5 protein-coding genes are annotated in these 25,909 nt (G+C 70.7%); 4 read left to right on the top strand and 1 reads right to left on the bottom strand.

Annotated features, from left to right (window positions below; all coding sequences use genetic code 11):
* Positions 1–30: 30 nt before the first annotated feature.
* Positions 31–507 carry a hypothetical protein gene (locus tag ON29_RS34010; protein WP_051175569.1) on the bottom strand — a complete coding sequence of 159 codons (477 nt, stop codon included), beginning with the start codon at positions 505–507 and terminating at the stop codon, positions 31–33.
* A 143-nt stretch (positions 508–650) separates the two neighbouring features.
* On the opposite strand from ON29_RS34010, the gene ON29_RS25015 reads away from it, so the two are divergent.
* The 4 genes from ON29_RS25015 to ON29_RS25000 form a co-directional block, all read left to right on the top strand.
* Positions 651–1,076 (top strand): PPOX class F420-dependent oxidoreductase, encoded by a 426-nt coding sequence (locus ON29_RS25015; RefSeq protein ID WP_040870050.1) that lies wholly within the window; start codon positions 651–653, stop codon positions 1,074–1,076.
* A 60-nt stretch (positions 1,077–1,136) separates the two neighbouring features.
* Positions 1,137–1,958, top strand: a complete 822-nt coding sequence (gene cobM, locus ON29_RS25010; protein WP_083864059.1) for a precorrin-4 C(11)-methyltransferase — start codon at positions 1,137–1,139, stop codon at positions 1,956–1,958.
* A 17-nt stretch (positions 1,959–1,975) separates the two neighbouring features.
* Positions 1,976–2,698 (top strand): hypothetical protein, encoded by a 723-nt coding sequence (locus ON29_RS25005; RefSeq protein ID WP_157172893.1) that lies wholly within the window; start codon positions 1,976–1,978, stop codon positions 2,696–2,698.
* A 479-nt stretch (positions 2,699–3,177) separates the two neighbouring features.
* On the top strand, positions 3,178–25,909 hold a 22,732-nt coding region (locus tag ON29_RS25000), incomplete at its 3' end, for a non-ribosomal peptide synthetase (RefSeq protein WP_040870047.1).

Raw genomic sequence — 25,909 nt, 5'->3', positions numbered from 1 at the left:
CGCCCATCCGGAGCGCGGACGCCGTACGGGTCATCCGGCCTGTGGATGCGGGCGCAAGTCGATCGTGTTGCTCGCCCGTGCCCACACCGCCTGCACTTCGAATTCGGGGGCTTGCCACGAGTCGGTGGCGACGCGGACCCGGCCGCGCCATTTCCGCATGATGTCGGTGTGCACCGGCCAGCGCACGAACCGCCGCATGTCCTGCTCGGTTTCCCACACGGAGATCGAACCGCCGCGCGCCTCCGAGGGCCTACCCCACAGCCATAGGCCGACCGCGCCCTGCATCACGGGCCAGGTCCGGCCCAGTCGCATCCCCGTTTTGTAGATCTCCTGAACGTCCTCCTCGGAGGAGGCGAGGAAGTCGGTCACGCTGACGAACACCGGACTTGGTGTGTCGTGTCGCGGCCCGGCTTGCCAGGGCATCAGCACGGTCCCCGCGGAAAACGGCTGTTCGCCGGTGCCGCTGGACCGGTCGTCGGTCTGATGATCGGAGGAGTTAGTAAGCATTCGCAGATGATATGCGTTTGCGTATGAAATTGCCAGTGGGGTCGCCCTGAAGGGCATCCGCGGCGGGAATGTCAGGTGCGGATAGCGCGGTCGGTGCGCGAGTGTCGCGTGCTCGGTCATCGGCCGCGACCTAGGGTGAGCGGATGGCCTCTCTCTCCGATCCCGCAGTGCGCGACTTCCTGTCCCATGGCACCCGCACCGGCAAGGTGGCGTTCGTGGCCGCCGACGGCAGTCCGATGGTGACGCCGGTGTGGTTCGTCATCGACGGGGACGAGCTGGTCTTCAACACCGGCAGGTCCACCGCGAAGGGCAAGGCGTTCGCCAGGGACGGGCGCGTCTCGGTATGCGTGGACCTGGAGGAGCCGCCCTACGCGTCGGTCCAGTTGCGGGGCACGGTCACTCTCTCGGAAGACCCGGACGAACTGCTGCGCACCGCCACCGAGATCGGCGGCCGCTACATGGGCGCCGACCGCGCCGAGGAGTTCGGCAAGCGCAACGGCGTCCCCGGTGAACTCGTCGTCCGCCTGCGGCCCGACAAGGTGATCGCCCACTTCGACGCCACCGCCTGAGCGGCCGGCCCTGCATCCTGGGTGCTGGGTGGGCGGTGTGCGGTCAATACACTCGCGCGCATGACCGTGCACTTCATCGGGGCCGGGCCGGGCGCGGCCGATCTGCTGACGGTGCGCGCGGTCGAGTTGCTGCGCGCGTCGCCGGTGTGCCTGTACGCGGGGACCTATCTCGATCCCGGCGTGCTGGCGTACTGCGCGCCGGACGCCGAGCTGGTCGACACCCAGCACCTGGATCTCGACCAGATCATCGAGCGTCTGGTGCGCGCGGACCGTGCGGGTCAGGATGTGGCTCGTCTGTGCTCGGGTGACCCGTCGCTGTACTCGGCGCTGACCGAGCAGACCCGCAGACTCGACGCGCACGGGGTGCCGTGGGATGTCACGCCGGGCGTGCCCGCCTACGCCGCCGCGGCGGCGGTGCTCGGCGCGGAGCTGACGGTGCCGGAACTGGTGCAGTCCGTGGTGCTGACCCGCACCCAGGCCCGCTCCACCGCGATGCCCGAGTCCGAAGCGCTGGCGAACTTCGCCGCGACCGGCGCCACGCTCGCGCTGCACTTGGCCATCACCCGCATCCGCTCCCTGGCCGCCGAACTGGCCGCCGACTACGGATCGGACTGCCCGGCCGCCGTCGTCTACCGCGCCAGCCAACCCGAGCAACTGGTGTTGCGTGGCACCCTGGGCGACATCGCCGACCAGGTCGAGGCCGCCGGACTGCGGCAGGCAGCGGTGATCCTGGTGGGCCGCGCGCTCACCCCAACGGTCTCGTGCGCCGAATCCCACCTCTACGACCCGGCGCGGATCCGTGGGTCCGCTGCGGATAGCCGACCGGAGCGAGAGCAATCAGAAACCGGGCGGTATCCGCGCCGACGGGACGGAATGCGCTGATGAGGGGGGGTGATTCGGTGCCCGACGCAGACGCCGACGGCCGGTTCGATCTGCTGCTGTGCCGAGCGATTCCGCTGGTTCTCGCCCCGGCAGGTAACGCTGCCGGTCCCCGGGTACGTGGAGTGGTACGCGCTGGCTCCGGGCACGCGCGGATCGTGCTGTCATCCGACGCTGCGATGAGTTCCGGTGTCGCGGTCGATTACGAACTGACCCCCGACGTGGGTGGGCTGCTCGATGTGACCGGCGCGGTCGACCACGCGCGGTTCACCGTCGGGCCCGCTGTCACACAGTTGCTGGCAGTCCACTCGGACCGGCCGCGTGACAGTCACGGCAATACCGTCCTTACCGCGGTCGATTCCGGGTTCGACTACAAGGGCTCGGTAGATTCCGGTGACCAGCGCCTCTTCAGTCTGTTCAGCCTGCTGGTCGGTGGCGGGCTGCCGTGGTTCGCGGATGACTACAGCTTCGCCGGATTCATGTTTGTCGAGGCAGACACCTGTCGGATCTACGTACGTGTCACCCGCACGGACCACACCTACGGCATAGATTTGGCCGTCAGCGGCACCGACGGGCGTCCGACCGGTTACGCCTACCTCGCCCAGGAGCTGGCGCCGTTGGCCCGTAATGGCGACCTCGCGCGCCAACCGGTCCTCGACGACTCCGACGACTATTGCGATGCTGTCGTGGATCTGCGTGCGTGGATGGGACCAGCCGGGTCCAGTGCAGTCACTGCCGTCTGAGGACCGGGTTCGACTCGCAGGACGCCCTCCGCAGTCGTGATCGCCGCGGTGATCTTGGTCTCCGGCGCTCCTTTCGGTGGCTCCGGATGCTCTGCCGCCTCGGCGCGAAAGTGCCGGACTGGCGTATCGGTGACCTCTGTGAGAACCGCAACATCCTTCTGGCAAACCCGTGCGGCGCGTTTGCCTGCGGTGATGTCCAGTGGCTATCAGTGATGGTTGGTCGGGTGCCGGAGGCGACGGTAGATTGATCCGGTGATTCGCAAAGAAGGTCCCGGCGGAGCCGGTCAGTGGGTTCTGGGCACGGTCGAGCCCATGTAACAAGCCCGGCCCGTTGGACAGATAGTTCAAATGAACATTTTTTGCCTGATTTGATGTGAGAACTCAACCTGGAGACGCAGGCGCCACGCTCGGATAGGTGCGCGTCCCCTCCGGGTGTGGTCGGGGAGCGCTTGCGTGGTGTTCCGGAAGCGAGGTTACGGTTGGACCGGCTGGATTTCGGCGGAAACGGCGAAACTGGTGGCGAACGGGCACACGCTGGTTCCGGGGTAGAACCCGGCCTGTCCAGCGCCTTCCCGTTGTCACCTGCTCAGCTGGGCATCTGGTACGCGCAGCACGTGGACCCGCAGGTGCCGGTCAATATCGCGCAGTACGTCGACCTGCGCGGCGAGCTGGATGTCGAGCTGCTCAGCCGGGCCAGCATCGATGCCTCGCATGAGCTCGGCTCCGGCTTCCTGCGCATCGTCGAGCGCGACGGCGAGCCGTTGCAGTTCGTCGACCACTCGATCGCCGACTACGACCGGGTCGAGTACGTCGACCTGCGTGACGAGGACGACCCGGAAGCCGCCGCGCTGGCCTGGATGCGCGCCGAGTACAGCCGCCCGGTGGACCTGACCACCGACCGCCTGATCAAGGCCGCCGCGCTGCGCCTGGCCGACGATCACTGGTACTGGTACTCCCGCTCGCACCACATCGCTCTCGACGGCTTCGGCGCCATGACGAACGTCAACCGGATCGCCGAGCTGTACACCGCCTACGCCACCGGCGCCGAACCCGCGCCGTCCAAGGCGACCGATCTGCCCACGCTCTACGAGCAGGAGATCGCCTACCGGGACAGCACCCGCTTCGCCTCCGACAAGGAGTACTGGGCCCAGCGGGTGGCGGGGCTGGAGGAAGGCACCAGCCTGACCGGCCGTTCCGCGCCGCCGGCCGCGATCAACGGGATCGCCAGCGCCGCGCTGTCGGACGAGCAGAACGTCCAGTTGGAAGCGGCGGTCGCGCGGCACGATTCGTCGCCCGCCGGTCTGCTGCTGGCCGGTTTCGCCGCGTACCTGGCGCAGTGGAACGGCGTCGAGGACGTCATCCTCAGCCTGCCGGTGACCGCGCGCACCACCGCCGCGATGCGCCGCTCCGGTGGTGTGTCGTCGAACATCGTGCCGCTGCGGCTGCACGTCGGCCACGACACCACGGTGTCCGAGCTGCTCAAGCAGGTCCAGGTCGAGGTCTCCGGCGCGCTGCGCCACCAGCGCTACCGGCACGAGGACATCCGTCGCGACGCGGCCGGTGACGGCGTGGTGACCACCGAGTTCTTCGGGCCGTGGGTCAACATCATGCTGTTCCACGACGAGATCGCGCTCGGGCCGGTCGTCGGTCAGATGCACGTGCTGTCCACCGGCAGCATCGAGGATCTGGGCGTCAACTTCTACCAGTCGGTCGCGGGCACCCGCTCGCACATCGACTTCGAGACCAACCCCAACCTCTACACCGAGGACGAGGCGCGCCGTCACCACGGCCGCTTCCTGGAGTTCTTCGACCGCTTCCTCACGGCGGGCGTGGACGAGCGGGTGTGGAGCCTGCCGGTCGCCACCGCGGGCGAACGCGAGCGGACGCTGCTGGAGTGGAACGACTCCGAGCAGGACGTCCCGGAGACCACGCTCGTGGCGCTACTGGACGCGCAGATCCCGCTGACCCCCGACAACATCGCCCTCGACTTCGAGGGCGCGACTCTGACGTACGCGGAGTTCGACGCCCGGGTGAACCGGCTGGCCCGCTTCCTGATCGCCGACGGCGTCGGCCCGGAGTCGCTGGTCGCGCTGGGCATGCGCCGCTCGCTGGAGCTGGTGATCGGCATGCACGCGGTGCTGAAGGCCGGTGGCGCGTATGTGCCGATCGATCCGGATCACCCGGCCGAGCGCACCGCCTACATCCTCGACAGCGCCGCGCCGGTGTGCGTGCTGACGCAATCGGCCGACGAGCTGGAACTGCCGCAGGCGGTGCGCCGGGTGGAGATCGACACCCTGGACACCTCGGCGTACGCGCCGGACCCGGTCACCGACGCCGACCGCCTCGCGCCGCTGCGGCCGGACAACACCGCCTACGTCATCTACACCTCGGGTTCGACCGGTCGCCCCAAGGGCGTGGCGGTCACCCATCACGCGATCGTCAACCAGCAGCTGTGGATGCTCGACGAGTACCGGCTCACCGCGGCGGACGTGTACCTGCAGAAGACCGCGACCACGTTCGACGTGTCGCTGTGGGGCTACTTCCTGCCGCTGCTGGTGGGCGCGAAGCTGGTCATCGCGTCGCCGGACGGGCACCGCGACCCGCTGTACGTGGCGGAGATGATCTCCCGGCACGGGGTCACCGTGACCGACTTCGTCCCGTCCATGCTCACCGTGTTCGTCGCGCACGCCACCCCGGCCCAATGCGCCACGCTGCGCGCGGTTTTCGTGATCGGCGAGGCGCTGCCGCCGGAGACCGCGGCGGGTTTCCGCGCGATCACCGACGCGGGCTTGCACAACCTGTACGGCCCGACCGAGGCCGCGGTCTCGGTGACCTACTGGGAGGCGACGGCCGCCGACACGGTGACCGTGCCGATCGGTATCCCGGAGTGGAACGTCCAGGTGTACGTGCTGGATTCGCGGCTGCGCCCCGCCGCGATCGGCGCGCCGGGTGAGCTGTACCTCGGCGGGCGTCAGCTCGCCCGCGGCTACCGCGGCCGTCCGGATCTGACGTCGGATCGCTTCGTCGCCAACCCGCTGTCGAGCACGGGTGAGCGGATGTACCGCACCGGCGACCTGGTGCGGTGGAACGACGCGGGCACGCTGGAATACATCGGCCGCACCGACTTCCAGGTGAAGTTCCGCGGCCAGCGCATCGAGCTGGGCGAGATCGAGACCGACCTGCTCGCCCATCCCGCGGTCAGCCAGGCCGTGGTGCTGGTGGTGGACACCGCCACCGGTCAGCAGCTGGTGGCCTACGTCGTTCCCGCGCCCGGCCACACCGTGGAACCGGTGGAGCTGACCAGGTTCGCCGCCGAGAAGCTGCCCAGCTACATGGTGCCCGCGTCGATCATGGTGCTGGACGCCTTCCCGCTCAACACCAGCGGGAAGCTGGACCGCAAGGCCCTGCCGGAGCCGGTGTTCAGCGCCGACGCCGGTGATTTCCGCGCCCCGCGCACCCAGGCCGAGCAGATCGTGGCGGGCATCTTCGCCGACGTGCTCAGCCAGGAGCGCATCGGCATCGACGACAACTTCTTCGAGCTGGGCGGCAACTCGCTGGTCGCCACCCAGGTGGTGGCGCGCATCGGCGCCGCGTTCGGCGCCCAGATCGGGGTGCGCGCGCTGTTCGAGACCCCGACCGTCGCCGGTATCGCGGCGCGTGCGGAGAACGCCGCTCCCGTAGGCGAATCGCGTCCGCCGCTGGTGGCCCAGCAGCTCCCCGAACGGGTGCCGCTGTCGCTGGCGCAGCAGCGCATGTGGTTCATCAACCAGTTCGACCCCACCGTGCCGACCTACAACCTGCCGTTCGTGGTGCGGTTGCGCGGCCAGGTGGACCTGGCGGCGTTGCAGTCGGCGCTGCTGGACGTGGTCGAGCGGCAGCAGTCGCTGCGCACGATCTTCCCCGAGTCCGGCGACGGCGGCTACCAGCAGGTGCTTCCGGTCGACCAGGTCGATCTCGGCATCGAGGTGCAGCCGATCGACGAGGCCGAATTGCACGGCGCGCTGGCCGAATTCGCCGCGCGCGGCTTCGACGTCTCGCGGGAACTGCCGATCCGGGTGCGGGTGTTCGCGGTCACCGGCGGGCGCGGCAACGGCGTCGCCGACTACGCGGTGGCGTTCGTCGTGCACCACATCGCCGCCGACGGTTTCTCCTTCGGCCCGCTGGCCCGCGACGTGGCCGCCGCCTACCTGTCCCGCACCGCGGGCGAGGCGCCGAGCTGGGCGCCGCTGCCGGTGCAGTACCAGGACTTCAGCGTGTGGCAGCGCGAGTTGCTCGGCGCGGAGTCCGACCCCGCGTCCATGGCGGCGCGCGAGATCGCCTACTGGCGCAGGGCTCTCGCCGGCCTGCCGGATCAGCTCGACCTGCCCGCGGACCGCCCGCGCCCGCCGGTGCAGAGCTTCCACGGCAGCCGGGTGAGCTTCGACATCGACGTCGAGTTGCACCGGCGTCTGGTCGCGCTGGCCCGCGCGCAGGGCGTCAGCCTGTTCATGGTGATGCACGCCTCGCTGGCCGTGCTGCTGGCCCGGTTGTCCGGCACCAGCGACATCGCGATCGGAACGCCGGTCGCCGGACGTGGGGAGCAGGCGCTCGACGACCTGATCGGCATGTTCGTCAACACCCTCGTGCTGCGTTCGGAGGTGGACGGCAGCGAGCCGTTCGCCGAATTCCTCGGCCGCACCAGGGAAACCGACCTCGCCGCGTTCGCGTTCGCGGACGTGCCCTTCGAGCGCCTGGTCGAGGTGCTCAACCCGACCCGCTCGCAGGCGCGCCACCCGCTGTTCCAGGTGATGCTGTCGTTCCAGGAGATGTCGCACGCGACCCTGGAACTGCCCGGCCTCTCGGTCACCGCCGACGAGCTCGAGGTCGACATCGCCAAGTTCGACCTTCAGTGGACGGTCACCGAGGAGCGGGGCGCCGACGGCGAGCCCGCGGGCATGGGCGCGGTCATCTCCTTCGCCACCGACCTGTTCGACGCGCCGACCGTCGCCGAGTTCGGCCGCCGCTACCAGCGCGTGCTGGAAGCGGCCGTCGCCGCGCCGGGAACCGCCGTGCGCGACATCGAGATCCTCGACGACGCCGAGCGCGCCCGGGTGCTGACCGAGTGGAACCACACCGGTCACGACGTGCCCGCCACCACCGTGCTCGAGCTGTTCGAGGAGCAGGTGCGGGGCAGGCCCGACGATCCCGCCGTCGTGTTCGACGGCGGCTCGCGCGGCGCGGACGAATTCGGCCTGCCGGTCGAGCTGACCTACGCCGAGTTCGCCACCCGGGTCAATCGCCTGGCGCGCAAGCTGATCGACGCGGGCGTGGGCCCGGAAACGCTGGTCGCCGTCGGTATCCGCCGGTCGGTGGACATGCTGGTGGCGATCTACGCCACGCTGACCGCGGGCGGCGGCTACGTGCCGATCGATCCCGACCACCCGGCCGAGCGCACCGAATACGTGCTCGACAGCTCTTCGCCGGTGTGCGTGCTCACCACCACCGCCGACAACGTCACCGCCGCGGGCATCCCGGTGCTGACGCTGGACACGCTGGATCTGAGCGAATTCGGCGACGGACCCGTCACCGACGCCGAGCGCCGCGCGCCGCTGCGGGCCACCAACACCGCGTACGTGCTGTACACCTCCGGCTCCACCGGACGCCCCAAGGGCGTCGCGGTCAGTCACGCGTCGGTGGTCAATCAGATCGCCTGGATCACCGGCGAGTACCGCATCGGCCCCGCCGACGTGATCCTGCAGAAGACGCCGGTCACCTTCGACGTGTCGGTGTGGGAGCTGTTCGGCACGCTGGCCGTCGGCGCCCGCATGCTGATCGCCGCGCCCGACGGCCACCGCGATCCGATCTATCTCTCGGAGATCATCGGACGGCACCGGGTCACCATGACCTCGTTCGTGCCGTCCATGCTCTCGGTGTTCGCCGGGGCCGCGTCCACGGCCGAATGCGCTTCGCTGCGTGCGGTTCTCGTCGCCGGTGAGGCGCTGCCGCCCGCGACCGTCACCGCGTTCCGGCAGTTCTCCACCGCCGCGGTGCACAACCTGTACGGCCCCACCGAGTTCACCGTGCACGCCACCGCCTGGCACCTCAACGAGGTCGCGCCCACGTCGGTGCCGATCGGCCGCCCGGTGTGGAACGCGCAGACCTATGTGCTGGACGAGGGGCTCGCGCCCGTTCCGGTCGGTGTGCCCGGCGAGTTGTATCTCGGCGGCGTGCAGACCGCCCGCGGCTACCACGGGCGCCCCGACCTGTCCGCCGAACGCTTCGTCGCCGACCCGTTCGGCGCGCCCGGCTCCCGCCTGTACCGCACCGGCGACCTGGTGCGCTGGGTGCAGCCGCGCGATCCCGAGGTGGGCAGCGCGGGCGTGCTGGAGTACATCGGCCGCACCGACTTCCAGGTGAAGTTCCGCGGCCAGCGCATCGAGCTCGGCGAGATCGAGACAGCGCTGCTGGACCATCCGGCCGTCAACCAGGCCGTCGTGCTGGTGATGGAGACCGTCGCGGGCGACCAGCTGGTCGCGTATGTGGTCAGCACCGGTGGCCCGGTCGACATCGACAACATCAAGAACGCGCTGCACCGCACGCTCCCCGCGTACATGGTGCCCTCGGCGATCGTGGTGCTCGAGGCGTTCCCGCTGAACGCCTCCGGCAAGCTGGACCGCAAGGCGCTGCCCGCCCCGGTGTTCGAGGTGCGCGAATTCCGCGCTCCGACCACGCCGATCGAGGAGATCGTCGCGCAGATCTTCGGTGAGGTGCTCGGCATCTCCCGCGTCGGCGTGGACGACGACTTCTTCGAACTCGGCGGCAACTCGCTGATCGCCACCCAGGTCGCCTCCCGCCTCGGCATCGCGCTGGACACCAGGGTGCCCGTGCGCATGCTGTTCGAGGCGTCCACCGTCGCGGCGCTGGCCGCGCGGGTGGAGTCGCACGCCGGTGACGGCGCGCGCAAGGCGCTGGTCGCCAGGAACCGTCCGGAGCAGGTGCCGTTGTCGCTGGCACAGCAGCGCATGTGGTTCCTGAACCGGTTCGACACCTCCTCGGCGGTCAACAACATCCCGGTCGCCATCCGGCTGTCCGGTGATCTGGACATCGCCGCGTTGCAGGTGGCGGTCATCGACGTGATCGACCGGCACGAGTCGCTGCGAACGGTGTTCCCGGAGACCAAGTCCGGCCCGGTGCAGGTGGTGCTGGACGCCGCGCAGATCGTGCCGGACCTGACCCCGGTGCGGGTGACCGAGCACAATCTGATCGATCACCTGGTCGAGCTGGCCTCGATGGCGTTCGACGTGACCAACGAAGTGCCGTTGCACGCCCGGCTGTTCGAGATCAGCGAGACCGAGTACGTGCTCGGCATGGTGGTGCACCACATCTCGGCCGACGGCTGGTCGATGGGCCCGCTGGCCCGCGACGTCATGGTGGCCTACGCCGCCCGCACGTCGTGGGAGGCGCCGGCCTGGTCGGCGCTGCCGGTGCAGTACGCCGACTACGCGCTGTGGCAGCGCGAGGTGCTCGGTTCCGAGGACGACCCGAGTTCGCTGATCTCCAACCAGATCCGCTACTGGACGCGCGAACTGGCCGATCTGCCCGACGAATTGGTGCTGCCCTCGGACCGGCCGCGCCCGGCCGTGGCCTCCTACCGCGGCGGCACCTACCCGTTCGTGATCTCCGGCGAGACCCAGCGCGCCCTGATCGAGCTGGGCCGCAGGCACAACGCGTCGTTGTTCATGGTGCTGCACAGCGCGCTGGCGGTGTTGCTGGCCCGGGCCAGCGGCACCGGCGACATCGCGATCGGCACCCCGGTCGCCGGTCGCGGCGAGGCCGCGCTGGACGACCTGATCGGCATGTTCGTCAACACTCTCGTGCTGCGCACCGAGGTGGACGGCGCGACGAGCTTCGCCGATCTGCTCGCGCACGCCCGCGAGACCGACCTGCACGCGTTCGCGCACGCCGACGTGCCGTTCGAGCGGCTGGTCGAGGTGCTCAACCCGGCCCGTTCGCAGGCGCGTCACCCGCTGTTCCAGGTGATGCTGACCTTCCAGAACACCCGGCAGGCCAACCTGGAGCTGCCCGGTCTCTCGGTCAACGGCATCGACTACGACGCCCGGCTGGCCAAGTTCGACCTGCAGCTGACCCTCTCGGAGACCCAGGACGAACAGGGCGACTCGGCGGGTATGTCGGCCGAGTTCTCTTACGCGCTGGATCTTTTCGACGAGCCGACCGTAGCGGCGTTCGCCCGTCGCCTGGACCGCATCCTCGCGGCCGTGACCGCCGACCCGGACGTGCCGATCGGCGACATCGATCTGCTCGCGTCCGAGGAACGCGCGCGGGTGCTGATCGATTGGAACGACACCGGGCATCCGGTGGACCAGCACGCGACGCTGGTCTCGCTGTTCGACGCGCAGGCGGCGGCAACGCCCGACGCGATCGCGCTGGACTTCGAAGGCGAGCGGCTGACCTACCGCCAGTTCCAGGAACGGGCCAACCGCATCGCCCGGCAGCTGATCGGCGCGGGCGTCGGCCCGGAATCGCTGGTGGCGCTGGCACTGCGGCGTTCCACCGAACTGGTCGTCGCGATGTACGCGGTGGTGCAGACCGGTGCGGCCTACCTGCCGCTGGATCCGGATCAGCCCGCCGACCGGGTCAACTACATCATCGAGACCGCGCGTCCGCGGATGATCCTCTACCGCTCGGCGGACGGCTTCGGCCTGGACCCGCAGCCGGAGGTCACCGCGCTGTCGGTGGAGGGCATCGAGGGCGTGCCCGGTTTCGCCGCGACCAGCGGCGCGCCGATCACCGACGCCGAACGCACTCGCCCGCTGCGGCCGGAGAACACCGCGTACGTGATCTTCACCTCCGGTTCCACCGGTCGCCCGAAGGGGGTGGCGGTCAGCCATTCCGCGATCGTCAACCGGCTGCTGTGGATGCAGCACGAGTACCCGATCGGCCGCGAGGACGCGGTGCTGCAGAAGACGCCCGCCACCTTCGACGTGTCGGTGTGGGAGTTCTTCTGGCCGTTGCAGACCGGGGCCAGGCTGGTCGTCGCGAAGCCGGACGGGCATCGCGACCCGGTGTACCTGTCCCGGATCATCGCCGACGAGCAGATCACCACGGCGCATTTCGTGCCGTCGATGCTCTCGGTCTTCGTCTCCACGTTGGGCAACGAGAACGGCGACGGGCTCCCCGTGCCGCGGCTGCGGCAGGTCTTCGCCTCCGGTGAGGCGCTGCCCGCGCAGACCGCGCAGCGTTTGCGCGAGCTGACCGGCGCGCGGCTGCACAACCTGTACGGCCCGACCGAGGCCGCCGTCGACGTGACGTACCACGAGGCGACCGAAGCCGACGCGGTGTCGGTGCCGATCGGACGCCCGGTGTGGAACACCCGCGTCTTCGTGCTCGACAGCCGCCTGCACCCGGTGGCGCCGGGTGTCGCGGGTGAGCTGTATCTCGCGGGTGAGCAGCTGGCGCTCGGCTACCTGGGGCGCTCCGACCTGACCGCCGACCGGTTCGTGGCCAACCCCTACGGCGCCCCGGGCGAGCGGATGTACCGCACCGGCGACCTGGTGGCCTGGACCCCCGGTGGCGAGCTGGACTACTTGGGCCGCACCGACTTCCAGGTGAAGCTGCGCGGCCTGCGCATCGAGCTGGGCGAGATCGAGGCCGCGCTGCTGGCGCAGCCCGGGATCGCGCAGTCGGTGGTCGTGCTGCGCTCCGACGCGCACGCAGGCGATCAGCTGGTGGGCTACCTGGTTTGCGAACCGTATGTGGCCGTCGACATCGACGAGGTGAAGGCCGCGCTCGCCACGGCGCTGCCGGGCTACATGATCCCGGCCGCGCTGGTCGTGCTGGACGCCTTCCCGGTCAACGCCTCCGGCAAGCTGGACCGCAGGGCGCTGCCCGCCCCGGTGTTCGAGGCCAGGATCTTCCGCGCGCCGTCGACGCCGATCGAGGAGATCGTCGCGGAGATCTTCGCCGACCTGCTCGGCGTGCCGCGCGTCGGTGTGGACGACGACTTCTTCGAACTCGGCGGCAACTCGCTGGTGGCCACCCAGGTGGTCGCCCGCCTCAGCGCGGCGCTGAACACCGAGGTCGGTGTGCGCGTGCTGTTCGAGGCCCCGACCGTGGCCACGCTGGCCGCCCGGGTCGAGTCGCACGCCGGAAGCGGTGCGCGCCAGGCGCTCACGGCACAGGTGCGTCCCGAGCACCCGCCGCTGTCGCTCGCCCAGCAGCGCATGTGGTTCCTCAACCGCTTCGACGCCGACTCCGCCGCGAACAACATCCCGGCCGCGGTGCGGCTGGAAGGCGCGCTGGATCTGGACGCGCTGCGCGGCGCGATCGCCGACGTGGTGGCGCGGCACGAATCGCTGCGCACGATCTATCCGTCGCGTGACGGCGTGGCCTACCAGCGGGTGCTGAACGCCGCCAGGGCCATCCCCGAGCTGGACGTGGTCGAGGTGGCCGAGGGGCAGTTGCTCGGCGTGCTCTACGAATTCGTCGAGCGCGGCTTCGACGTGACCAGCCAGGCGCCGGTGCGCCTGCGCGCCTACCGGCTCGGTCCGGACGACTACGTCCTGGTCGTCGTGGTGCACCACATCGCGGCCGACGGCTTCTCCATGCGGCCGCTGGTGCGCGACCTGATGACCGCCTACGTAGCGCGTACCTCCGCGGCCCAGCCGGGCTGGCCGCCGCTGGCGGTCCAGTACGTGGACTTCGCGCTGTGGCAGCGCGACACGCTGGGCTCCGAGGACGATCCGACGTCGCTGATCTCCGAGCAACTCGACTACTGGCGCGATGCGCTGGCCGGTCTGCCCGACGAACTGCGCCTGGCCGGTCGTCCGCGGCCCGCCGTCGCCTCCTACGGCGCGGGCACCTACCGGTTCCGCGTTCCGGGCGATCTCATCGAGGACCTGAACCGGGTCGCGCAGACGCACGGCGGGACGCTGTTCATGGTGGTGCACAGCGCCTTCGCAGCCTTGCTCGCACGGTTGAGTGGCTCCGACGACATCGCCGTCGGCATCCCGGTCGCCGGTCGCGGCGAGCAGGCGCTCGACGATCTGGTCGGCATGTTCGTCAACACCCTGGTGCTGCGCGCTCAGGTGGACACCGCCGAGTCGTTCGCCGACCTGCTCGCCCGGGTCCGCGAGCGCGACCTGCAGGCGTTCGCGCACGCCGACGTGCCGTTCGAGCGGCTGGTCGAGGTGCTCAACCCGGCCCGCTCGCAGGCGCGCCACCCGCTGTTCCAGGTGATGCTGTCGTTCCAGAACCTCGGCCGCACCGCGCTGGAGCTGCCCGGGCTCACCGTCTCCGAGCTGGGCATCGACCAGCCGACGGCGAAGTTCGACCTCCAGCTCACGCTCAGCGAGGTCCCCGGCGGCGAGGCGGCGATGGACGCCGAACTCGTCTACGCCACCGATCTGTTCGACGGCGTGTTCGCCGGTACCTTCGCCGAGCGTTTCGTGCGGGTGCTGCGCGGGGTCGCGGCCGAGCCGTCGGTCACCGTCGGCGACATCGATCTGCTGGACGACGCCGAGCGGTCCTTGGTGATCGAGCGGTGGAACGCCACCGAGTTCCCGGTCGACGCCGCGCTCACCTCGCCGGTCGGCGACGCCGCCGCGACCCTGGTCTCGCTGTTCGAGGCGCAGGTCGCGCGCACCCCGGACAGTCCCGCGGTCACGTTCGAGGGGACAACTCCGGCCCACCCGTCGCCCGACCACCACCCCTCATCGAGTCGTGAAACGACGCTGACATATCTCGAGTTCGCCCGCCGGGTGCACCGGTTGGCGCGCTGGCTCAAGGTCAACGGCGTCGGGCCGGAATCGTATGTGGCCCTCGGCATGCGCCGCTCGATCGACCTGGTGGTCGGCATGTACGCGGTGAACGCCGCGGGTGGCGCGTACGTGCCGCTGGATCCGGACCATCCGGCCGAGCGCATCGACTACATCCTCGAGACCGCGCGCCCGGTGTGCGTGCTGACCTCCGGCTCCGACCTGGAGACCACCGTCTCCAGGCAGGTGCGCATCGATCAGCTCGACCTGTCGGAATTCGCCGACGGCCCACTGACCGACGCCGACCGGCACAAGCCGCTGCGTCCGGCCAACACCGCGTACGTGATCTTCACCTCCGGTTCGACCGGCCGCCCGAAGGGTGTGGCGGTCTCGCACGCCGCGATCGTCAACCGCCTGGTGTGGATGCACGCCGAATACGGGTTGGCGGCCTACGACGTGGTGTTGCAGAAGACGCCCGCGACCTTCGACGTGTCGGTGTGGGAGTTCTTCTGGCCCTTGCAGGTCGGCGCCCGGTTGGTGGTGGCGAAGCCGGACGGCCATCGCGATCCCGCGTACCTGGCGCGGCTGATCGTCGACGAGCAGGTCACCACGGTGCACTTCGTGCCGTCGATGCTGTCGGTATTCGTGGCCGAGGAACGCGCGGCCGAATGCACCAGCCTGCGTAACGTTTTCGCCTCCGGTGAGGCGCTGCCCGCGGTGACCGCGCAGAAATTGCGCGAGCTGACCGGCGCGCGGCTGCACAACCTGTACGGCCCGACCGAGGCCGCGGTCGATGTCACCTTCCACGAGGTGACCGAGGACGACACGGTGTCGGTGCCGATCGGCGCACCGGTGTTCAACACCCAGGTGTACGTGCTGGATTCGCGGCTGCGGCCGGTTCCGGTCGGTGTGCCCGGTGAGCTGTACCTCGCCGGCGCGCAGCTGGCGCACGGCTATGTCGGCCGCCCCGACCTGACCACCGAGCGTTTCGTGGCCAACCCGTTCGGCGACGCCGAGCGGATGTACCGCACCGGCGACCTGGTGGCCTGGACCGAAGACGGTGAGCTGGAGTACCTGGGCCGCACCGACTTCCAGGTGAAGGTGCGCGGTCTGCGCATCGAGCTGGGCGAGATCGAGTCGGCGCTGACGGCGCTGGAGTCGGTGGCGCAGGCGGTGGTCGTGGTGCGCGCCGATGAGCGGACCGGTGATCAGCTCGTCGCGTACCTGGTGACCGACCCGGACCGGGTGGTGGACGTCGAGTCGGTCAAGGCCGAACTCGGCGCGCGGCTGCCCGGCTACATGGTGCCCGCGGCCTACGTGGTGCTCGACGAGTTCCCGCTGAACGCCTCCGGCAAGCTGGACCGCAAGGCGCTGCCGGACCCGGTGTTCGAGGCCAAGGTTTTCCGCGCGCCCGCCACGCCGGTGCAGGAGATCGTGGCCGAGACCTTCGCCGAGGTGCTCGGCGTGGAGCGGGTCGGCCTGGACGACGACTTCTTCGAGCTGGGCGGCAACTCGCTGGTCGCGACGCAGGTGGCGGCGCGGCTCGGCGAGGCGCTGAACACCCAGGTTCCGGTGCGCGCGCTGTTCGAGGCGTCCACCGTGGTCGCGCTGGCGGCGAAGGTGGAATCGGCCGCCGGAGAGGGCGGCCGGACGCCGCTGGCCGCGCGGGAGCGCTCCGAGCTGGTGCCGCTCTCGCTCGCCCAGCAGCGGATGTGGTTCCTCAACCGGTTCGACAACCGCACCGCGGTGAACAACATCCCGGTCGCGCTGCGGCTGACCGGTGAGCTGGACATCACCGCGCTCGGCGCGGCCATCGGCGATGTGCTCGCGCGGCACGAGGCGCTGCGCACGATCTACCCCGAGGTAGAGGGCACCGGCTACCAGCGTGTGCTGCCGGTGAGCGAGGTCGCCTTCGACCTGGTCGCCGAACCCGTCGGGGCGGACGAGCTGCCCGCGCGGATCGTCGAGCTGGCGAGCGCCGGTTTCGACGTGACCGCCGAGATCGGGTTCCGGGCGAGCCTGCTCGCGCTGTCGGCGACCGACCATGTGGCGGTGCTGGTCATGCACCACATCAGCGCGGACGGCTTCTCGCTGCGGCCGCTGCTGCGCGATGTCGTGCTCGCCTACACCGAGCGCGCCCGTGGCGAGGTGCCGTCCTGGGCCCCGCTCGAGGTGCAGTACGCCGACTACGCGCTGTGGCAGCGTGAGGTCCTCGGCGCCGAGGACGACGCGGATTCCGTCGCGGCCCGGCAGATCGCCTACTGGACCGAACAGCTGCGCGACCTGCCCGACCAGATCGAACTGCCCGCCGACCGGCCGCGGCCGGAGAGCGCCTCCAACGCCGGTGGCACACACGATTTCTCGGTCGACGCGCAGGTGCACGAAGCGCTGTCGGAGCTGGCGCGCGCCCGTGGCGTGACGCTGTTCATGGTGGTGCACGCCGCGCTGGCGGTGTGGGCGGGCCGACTGTCGGGCAGCACCGATGTCGCGATCGGCACCCCGATCGCGGGCCGCGGTGAACGCGCGCTCGACGACGTCGTCGGCATGTTCGTCAACACGCTCGTGCTGCGCAGCGAAGTCGATCCGGGCGCTCGCTTCGACGAGCTGCTCGACCAGGTGCGCCGCACCGATCTGGCCGCCTTCGCCAACGCCGACGTGCCGTTCGAACGGCTGGTCGATGTGCTCAGCCCGGTGCGCTCGCAGGCGCACCACCCGCTGTTCCAGGTCGCGCTGACCTTCGAGGCCGCCTCGGCGGCCGATCTCGGCACCGTCGCGCTGCCCGGCGGCCTCGACGTCGCCGCCGTCGAGTTCGACCCGGGCACATCGAAATTCGACGTGCAGCTCACCGTCGGCGAGTCCGCCGAGGGCGGGCTGACGCTGTCGTGGAACTACGCCACCGAACTGTTCGACCCGGAGACGGTGGCCGCGTTCGCCGACCGTTTCGTGCGCATCCTGCGCGGTGTGGCCGAAGATCCGCGGGTCGCCATCGGCGATATCGATCTGCTCGGCGAGGGCGAGCGGCTGGACGTGTCGCAGCGCTGGGTGTCCTCCGGCGCCCAGAGCGTCGCCGGCGCGTTCGCCGATCCGGACATCACGCTGGTCGGGTTGTTCGACGCGGCCGTCGCCGCGCACCCGAACCGGATCGCGGCGCGCTTCGGCGTGGAGACGCTGACCTACGCCGAGCTGGACCGGCGCGCGAATGTGCTGGCGCGCAGGCTGATCAGTGACGGCGCGGGACCGGAGACCCTGGTCGCGGTGATCCTGCCGCGGTCGCTGGACCTCGTGGTCGCGCTGCTGGCCGTGGTGAAGACCGGCGCGGGTTACGTCCCGGTCGACCCGACCTACCCGGCCGAGCGCATCGCCTACGTGCTCGCCGATTCCCGGCCCACCAGCGTGGTGCTCGACTCCACGGTGCAGGTCGAGGTGCCCGCCGGGCTGCCCGCCGTCGTATTGGACGGGTTCGCGGTGGAGACCGGCAACGTCGAGGACGCCGACGACGCGCCGATCACCGACGCCGACCGCAACGCGGCGCTCACCCCCGACAACGTCGCGTACGTGATCTACACCTCCGGCTCGACCGGCCGCCCCAAGGGCGTCGCGGTCGCGCACCGCAATGTGGTGCGTTTGTTCGCGAACACCGACCGTGACTTCGGTTTCGGGCCCGAGGACACCTGGACGCTGTTCCACAGCTACGCGTTCGACTTCTCGGTGTGGGAGCTGTGGGGTCCGCTGCTGTTCGGCGGCACCCTCGTGGTGGTCGACTACTACACCTCGCGCTCGCCGGAGCAGTTCCTGGAACTGCTGCGCGCCGAACGCGTCACGGTGCTCAACCAGACCCCGTCCGCGTTCTACCAGCTGGCCGAGGCCGACCGGAACGCCGCGCCCGACGCCGCGCCGCTGGCGCTGCGGTATGTGGTGTTCGGCGGTGAGGCGCTGGAACTGCGCAGGCTGTCGGACTGGGTGGCGCGCCACGGCGACGGCACCGGTGCGTCCGCTGCCGGGCCGCTGCTGGTCAACATGTACGGCATCACCGAGACCACGGTGCACGTGTCCTACCGCGCGCTGGACGCCGCGACCATCGCCGCCGCCTCCGGCAGCGTGGTCGGCCGTGCCATCGCCGGTCTGCGGGTGTACGTGCTCGACAACCGGCTGCGTCCGGTGCCGGTCGGCGTCGCGGGCGAGATGTACGTGGCGGGCCCGCAGCTGGCCCGCGGCTACCTCGGCCGTCCCGATCTGTCGGCCACCCGCTTCGTCGCCGACCCGATGGGCGACGCGCCGGGCGGGCGACTGTACCGCTCCGGCGACCTGGCGCGCTGGAACCGGTTCGGCGAGCTGGAATACCTGGGCCGCGCCGACGACCAGGTGAAGGTGCGCGGCTTCCGCATCGAGCTCGGCGAGATCGAATCGGCGATCCTCGCCCAGCCCGGTATCGCGCAGGCCGCGGTCATCGTGCGCGAGGACCAGCCCGGCGATCAGCGGATCGTCGCCTACGTGGTGTCCGAGCCCGGCGCCGAGCCGGTGCTCGACGCGGTGCGCGACGGCGCCGCCGAGCAGCTGCCCGCCTACATGGTGCCCTCGGCCGTGGTGCGGCTGGAGTGGATCCCGCTGACCGTCAACGGCAAGCTGGACCGCCGTGCGCTGCCCGCCCCGACGGCGACCTCGCGCGCCTTCCGCGCGCCGGTCACCCCGGTGCAGGAAACCGTGGCCGCGGTGTTCGCCGACGTGCTCGGCCTGGAGCGGGTCGGCGTGGACGACGACTTCTTCGATCTGGGCGGCAACTCGTTGATCGCGACCAGGGTGGTCGCGCGCATCGGCGCCGCGCTCGGCGCGACCGTCGCCGTGCGCACGCTGTTCGAGGCCTCCACCGTGGAAGCCCTCGCCGCGCGGGTGGAATCGCACGCCGACGGCGCAGCCAGGGAGCGGCTGGTCGCGCGCGAGCGCGCGGCAGGCGAACTGGTGCCGCTGTCGTTCGCACAGCAGCGCATGTGGTTCCTGAACAAGTACGACACCGCCTCGGCGGCCTACAACCTGCCGATCGCCATCCGGCTCACCGGCGCGCTGGACGTCGAGGCGCTGCGCCTGGCGGTCGCCGACGTGGTGCGCAGGCACGAATCGCTGCGCACCCGCTACCCGGAGCACGGCGGCACCCCGGTCCAGGTGATCGTGCCCGCCGAGAACATCGTCCTGGATCTGCATCCCGTGCCGGTGGAGCAGGAGCGGCTGATCGAGACGGTGACCGAGTTCGTCACCACCGGATTCGACGTGGCCGAAGAGGTTCCGCTGCGCACCCGGCTGTACGCGGCCGGGCCCGACGAGCACGTGCTCGTCGTGGTGGTGCACCACATCGCCGCCGACGGCTTCTCGATGGGCCCGCTGACCCGCGACGTGATGGCCGCCTACACCGCGCGCAGCACCGGCAGCGCACCCGGCTGGGCTCCGCTGGCGGTGCAGTACGCCGACTTCGCGGTGTGGCAGCGCGAGATCCTCGGTTCCGAGGAGGATCCCGACTCGCTGCTGGCCGAGCAGGTCGCGTACTGGCGGCGCGCGCTCGACGACGTCCCCGACGAGCTGGCCCTGCCGACCGACCGCCCGCGACCGGCCGTCGCCTCGCACCGCGGCGCGACGCTGCACCGCGAGCTGTCCGGCGACCTGGTCGCCGCACTGGAGGAGGTCGCGCGGCAGCGCGGCGCGTCGCTGTTCATGGTGATGCACGGTGCGCTGGCGGTGCTGCTGTCGCGCCTGTCCGGCAGCGACGACGTCGCGGTGGGCACCCCGATCGCGGGCCGCGGCGAGGCCGCGCTCGACGACCTGGTCGGCATGTTCGTCAACACCCTGGTACTGCGGACCGGCATCGAGCCCGGCGAGTCGTTCGCCGACCTGCTCGGCCGCGTGCGCCGCACCGACCTGGACGCCTACGGCAACGCCGACGTGCCGTTCGAGCGGCTGGTGGAACTGCTCGCGCCGGAGCGCTCGCAGGCCCGCAACCCGCTGTTCCAGGTGATGCTGGCGTTCCAGAACCTGGAGCGCACCACCCTGGAGCTGCCCGGTCTTTCGGTGTCCGCGCTGGACCTGGAAGAGAACGTCGCGCGCTTCGACCTGCAATTCACCCTCGCCGAGCGCGGTGACACCGGTTCCGGCGCCATGGCTTTGGCGCTCACCTACGCCACCGAGCTGTTCGACGAGTCCACCGCGGCGGCCATCGTGGACCGCTGGGAACGCGTGCTCGCGGCGGTGGCGGCCGACGCGTCGGTCACCGTCGGCGCGATCGACGTGCTCGACGCTGCCGAGCGGGCCGACCTGCTCGCGCGCACCGGCGCGCCTGCCACGCCCGCGCGGACACTGCCGGACCTGATCGCCGAGGCCGCCGCCATCGATCCCGAGGCGCCCGCCGTGGTGTTCCGGGGCAGAAGTGTGGCCCACCCGTCGCCCGACCACCACCCCTCATCGAGTCGCTTCGCAACGCTGACATATGGCGAGCTGGACGCGCGGTCCAACCGCCTGGCCCGCTTGCTGATCGAACGTGGCATCGGCACCGAGGACCTGGTGGCGGTCGCCGTGCCGCGCTCGGACGAGTCGTACTTCGCCGAATGGGCGGTGTCCAAGTCCGGCGGCGCGTTCGTGCCGATCGACCCCACCTACCCGGCCGACCGCATCGCGCACATGGTCACCGATTCGGGCTGCCCGATCGGTCTCACCGTGGCCTCGGTGCGCGCCGAGCTGCCCGAGTCGGTCGAATGGCTGGTGCTCGACGAACTGGATCTCGACGGGTTCGACGACGCCGCGGTCACCGACGCCGACCGGGTGCGCCCGCTGCGGCCGGAGCATCCCGCGTACGTCATCTACACCTCCGGTTCCACCGGTCTGCCCAAGGGCGTCGTGGTCACCCACACCGGTCTGGCCAACTTCCGCGACGAGCAGAACGCCCGCTACGACGTCGATTCCGACACGCGCGCACTGCATTTCGCCTCGCCCAGCTTCGACGCCTCGATCCTGGAATTCCTGCTGGCGATCGGCCGCGGCGGCGCCCTGGTGGTCTGCCCGCCCGGCGTCTACGGCGGCGAGGAGCTGTCCGAGCTGATCCGCGCCGAGCGGGTCACCCACGCGTTCATCACCCCGTCGGTGCTCGCCTCGCTGGATTCGGCCGCGCTGGCCGGCATGCGGGTGATCGTGGCCGGTGGTGAAGCCGTGCCCGCCGATCTGGTCGCCAAGTGGGGTGGCGCGCCCGACGGTTCGGGCCGCCGCTTCCACAACGGCTACGGCCCGACCGAGACCACGATCATGACCAACATCAGCGACGCGCTCGCGCCGGGCGACCGGGTCACCATCGGTGGCCCGACCCGTGGCATGCAGTCGCTGATCCTGGACGCCCAGCTGCGGCCCGTTCCGGTGGGTGTCGCGGGTGAGCTGTATCTGTCGGGCGTCCAGCTGGCGCGTGGCTACCACGCGCGACCGGGCCTGTCGGCGGAGCGGTTCGTCGCCAACCCGTCGGTGCCCGGTGCACGGATGTACCGCACCGGTGACGTGGTCCGCTGGACCCGCACCGGCGAGGTGGAATACGTCGGGCGCTCCGACTTCCAGGTGAAGGTGCGCGGTTTCCGCATCGAGCTCGGCGAGATCGACGCCGCGCTGGCCTCGCACGAGACCGTCGACTTCGCGGTCACCGTCGGCCACAGGAGCGCCGCGGGCGCGGTGTCGCTGGTGTCGTACGTCGTCGCCGCGCAGGGACACTCGATCGACGTGGCCGCGCTGACCGCGCACGTCGAGGAGCGCCTGCCCGCCTACATGGTGCCCTCGTCGATCATGGTGATCGACCACGTGCCGCTCACCCCGGTGGGCAAACTGGACCGCAAGGCGCTGCCGGAACCGGTGTTCGCCACCGAGGTGGTGTTCCGCGCGGCCCGCACCCCGGTCGAGCAGACCATCGCCGAGGTGTTCGCCGAGGTGCTCGGCGTGGAGCGGGTCGGCGTGGACGACTCCTTCTTCGCGCTCGGCGGCGACAGCATCGTCTCCATCCAGCTGGTCTCGCGGGCCAAGGCGCGCGGCGTGGTGTTCACCCCGCGGCACGTCTTCGAGCAGCGCACCGTGGCCGGGCTGGCGTCCGTCGCCGAGACCACCGAGGCGGCCGAGGCATCGGCCACCACCCTGGCCGAGCCGCCCGGCGGCGGCATCGGCGCGATGCCGTTGACGCCGGTGGTCCGGTTCATGGCCGAGCGGCGCGGCTCGTTCGGGCGGTTCAACCAGACGCTGGCGCTGGAACTGCCGGTCGGCATCGACCGGGCGGGCATCGCCGCGACGGTCGGCGCGGTCATCGATCGACACGACATGCTGCGCGCGAGCCTGCGCCGCGACGGCGACGACTGGGTCGTCGAGACCGCCGCGCCCGGCACCGTCGAGGTGGACGCGCTGATCGACCGCACCGAGTTCGCCGCGAACGCCAGCGATGCCGAGTTGTTCGCGATCGCCTCGGCCGCACTGGACGAGTCGCTGGACCGGCTCGATCCCGCCGCGGGCGTGGTCATCCGGTTCGTCTGGCTGGAACCCGATTCCGCCGAACGCGCCGGACGCCTGATCGTCGTGGCCCACCACCTGGTGGTGGACGGCGTCTCCTGGCGCATCCTGGTGCCGGACTTCGTGACGGCGTGGGGTCAGCGGACCGCGGGGCAGACGCCCGAGCTGGTCGCTCCGGCCACCTCGATGCGCGCCTGGGCGCATGCGCTGGAACGCGAGGCCGCCAGCCCCGAGCGAGTGGCCGAGCTGGACTACTGGCGTTCGGTGGTCGCCGCGGCCGATCCGCTGCTGACCGAACGTCCGATGGACCCGGCCATCGACACTTCCGGCGTCATCGAGAAACTGCCGGTCGAGGTGTCCGCCGAGGTCACCAAGGCCCTGCTCACCACGGTTCCGGCGCTGTTCCACGGCAGCGTGAACGACGGTCTGCTCACCGCGTTGGCGCTGGCCACCGCGAAGTGGCGGGCGCGGCGGGTGGCCGCCAGGGGCGAGGACTCGCTGCTGATCCGCCTGGAGGGCCACGGCCGCGAGGAAGACGTGGTGGCGGGAGCCGATCTGTCGCGCACCGTCGGCTGGTTCACCGCGATCTACCCCGTCCGGTTCGATCTGGCCGGCATCGACGTCGACGCCGCGTTCACCGGCGGACCCGCGCTGGGCGCGGCCGTCAAGGCGGTCAAGGAGCAGTTGCTCTCGGTGCCGGACAAGGGCATCGGCTACGGCTTGCTGCGTTACCTGAACGCCGAGACCGCCGCCGAGCTGCCGCGCGAACTGCCCGGCCAGGTGAGCTTCAACTACCTCGGCCGGATCTCCGAGGGTGACGTGCCGGAGTCGCTGCGCGGCTTCGGCTGGATCCCCGCGCCGGAACTCGGCGCGCTGGGCGGAGCCTACGACGCGGACATGCCCGCGATGGCGCCGCTGGACGTCAACGCGATCGTGGTCGGCGACAAGCTGACCGCCAACATCGGCTACCCGGCGACCCTGCTGTCGGCCGCCGACGTGCGCGAGTTCGGCGAGCTGTGGACCGCCGCGCTGGAAGCGGTGGCGCGCCACGCCAATTCGGCGGGCGCGGGCGGGCACACCCCCTCGGACTTCGCGCTGGTGCGAAGCACGCAGCGCGACATCGACACCTGGGAGCGGCGCTTCCCGGCACTGGCCGACGTCTGGCCGCTGTCGGCGCTGCAGGCCGGTCTGCTGTTCCACGCCCGCCTCGCGGCGAGCTCGGTGGACGTGTACACCGCCCAGGCGGTGCTGACGCTCACCGGCCGGGTGGACGCCGCCCGGTTGCGCGCTGCCGCACAGGCATTGGTGGACCGCTACGAGAACCTGCGCACCGCGTTCGTCAGCGACCACGACGGCAACCCGGTGCAGATCGTGCTGGACAGCGTGCGCGTCGCGTGGGCCGAGCACGACCGGATCGAATCCGGTTCGGCCGAGGACCTGATCGAGGCCGACCGCATGCGGCGGTTCGACCTGGCCGCACCGCCGCTGATCCGCTTCACGCTGATCCAGGTGGCGCCCGACCGCTGGCAGTTCGTGGTGTCCAACCATCACATCCTGCTCGACGGCTGGTCGATGCCGCTGCTCATGCGGGATCTGCTGATGCTCTACGCCGTGCACGCGGATACCGCCGCGCTGCCCGCCGTGCGCTCCTACCGGCACTTCCTGGACTGGACCCGGCAGCAGGACCACGCGGCGTCGCTGGCCGCGTGGGCGCACGCGCTGCGCGGTGTCGGTGAGCCGACCCTGCTGGCGCGGCCGGACGCCGGTCGCGAGATCACCTCGCTGTCCGGCGAGTACTTCTTCGAGCTGGACGAGGCGACCACCGCGCGGCTGACCGCGCTGGCCGGCTCGCTCGGCGTCACCCCGAACACCGTGTTGCAGACGGCGTGGGGCATGCTCGTCGGCCGGATGACCAGCCGCGACGACGTGCTGTTCGGTACCACCGTCTCCGGGCGTCCCGCGCAGCTGTCCGGCGTGGAGGCGATGGTCGGTCTGTTCATCAACACCGTGCCGGTGCGGGTGCGCTTCGACTCGTCGGAGTCCGTGCGCGATCTGCTGGCCCGCACCCAGGGCGAGCAGGCCGACCTGCTCGACCACCACTACGTGGGCCTGGCCGACATCCAGTCGGTCGCGGGCATCGGCGGACTGTTCGACACGCTCGTGGTGTTCGAGTCCTACCCGGTGGACGCCGCGGGCCTCCAGGCGCAGGCCGCGGACATCGACGGCATGGCCGTGGTCGGCCTGGACGCGGCCGACGCCACGCACTACCCGCTGACCCTGATCGCGCAGCTGGATTCGCGGCTGCGGGTGCGCGCGGGCTACCTGCGCGACCTGTTCGACGAGCAGACGGTGCGCCGCATCGCCGACCGCCTGATCCGGGTGCTCACCGCGATCACCGCCGCGCCCGACGCGGTGGTCGGCGACATCGAGCTGCTCGACACCGCCGAGCGCGAACTCGTGCTGCGCGGCTGGAACGACACCGAGTTCGATGTGGCCGCGGTCTCCGCCGACGGCGCGACCCTGGCTTCGATGTTCTACGACCAGGTGGAACGCACCCCCGACGCGACCGCGATCACGTTCGAGGGGACAAGTCTGTCCTACGCCGAGTTCTCCTGGCGGGTGAACCAGCTGGCGCGCTGGCTGATCGCGCGCGGCGTGGGTGCGGAATCGTATGTGGCGCTCGGCATGCGGCGCTCGATCGATCTGGTGGTCGGCATGTACGCCGTCGTCGTGGCCGGTGGCTCGTACGTGCCGCTGGACCCGGATCACCCGGCCGAGCGCACCGAATACATCCTCGGCACGGCCGATCCGGTGTGCGTGCTGACCTCCGGCAGCGATCTGGACATCGACACCGCGCAGGTGCGCATCGATCTGCTGGACCTGAAGGGGTTGTCGGAGGCTCCGGTCACCGACGCGGATCGTCGTGCGCCGCTGCGTCCTTCGAACACCG

Origin of the sequence: Nocardia exalbida NBRC 100660 (genome assembly GCF_000308575.1) — a bacterium.
Classification (GTDB): Bacteria; Actinomycetota; Actinomycetes; order Mycobacteriales; family Mycobacteriaceae; genus Nocardia; species Nocardia exalbida.
Note: the sequence above shows the minus strand (reverse complement) of the source record. Positions and strands in the feature narration are given on the sequence as shown.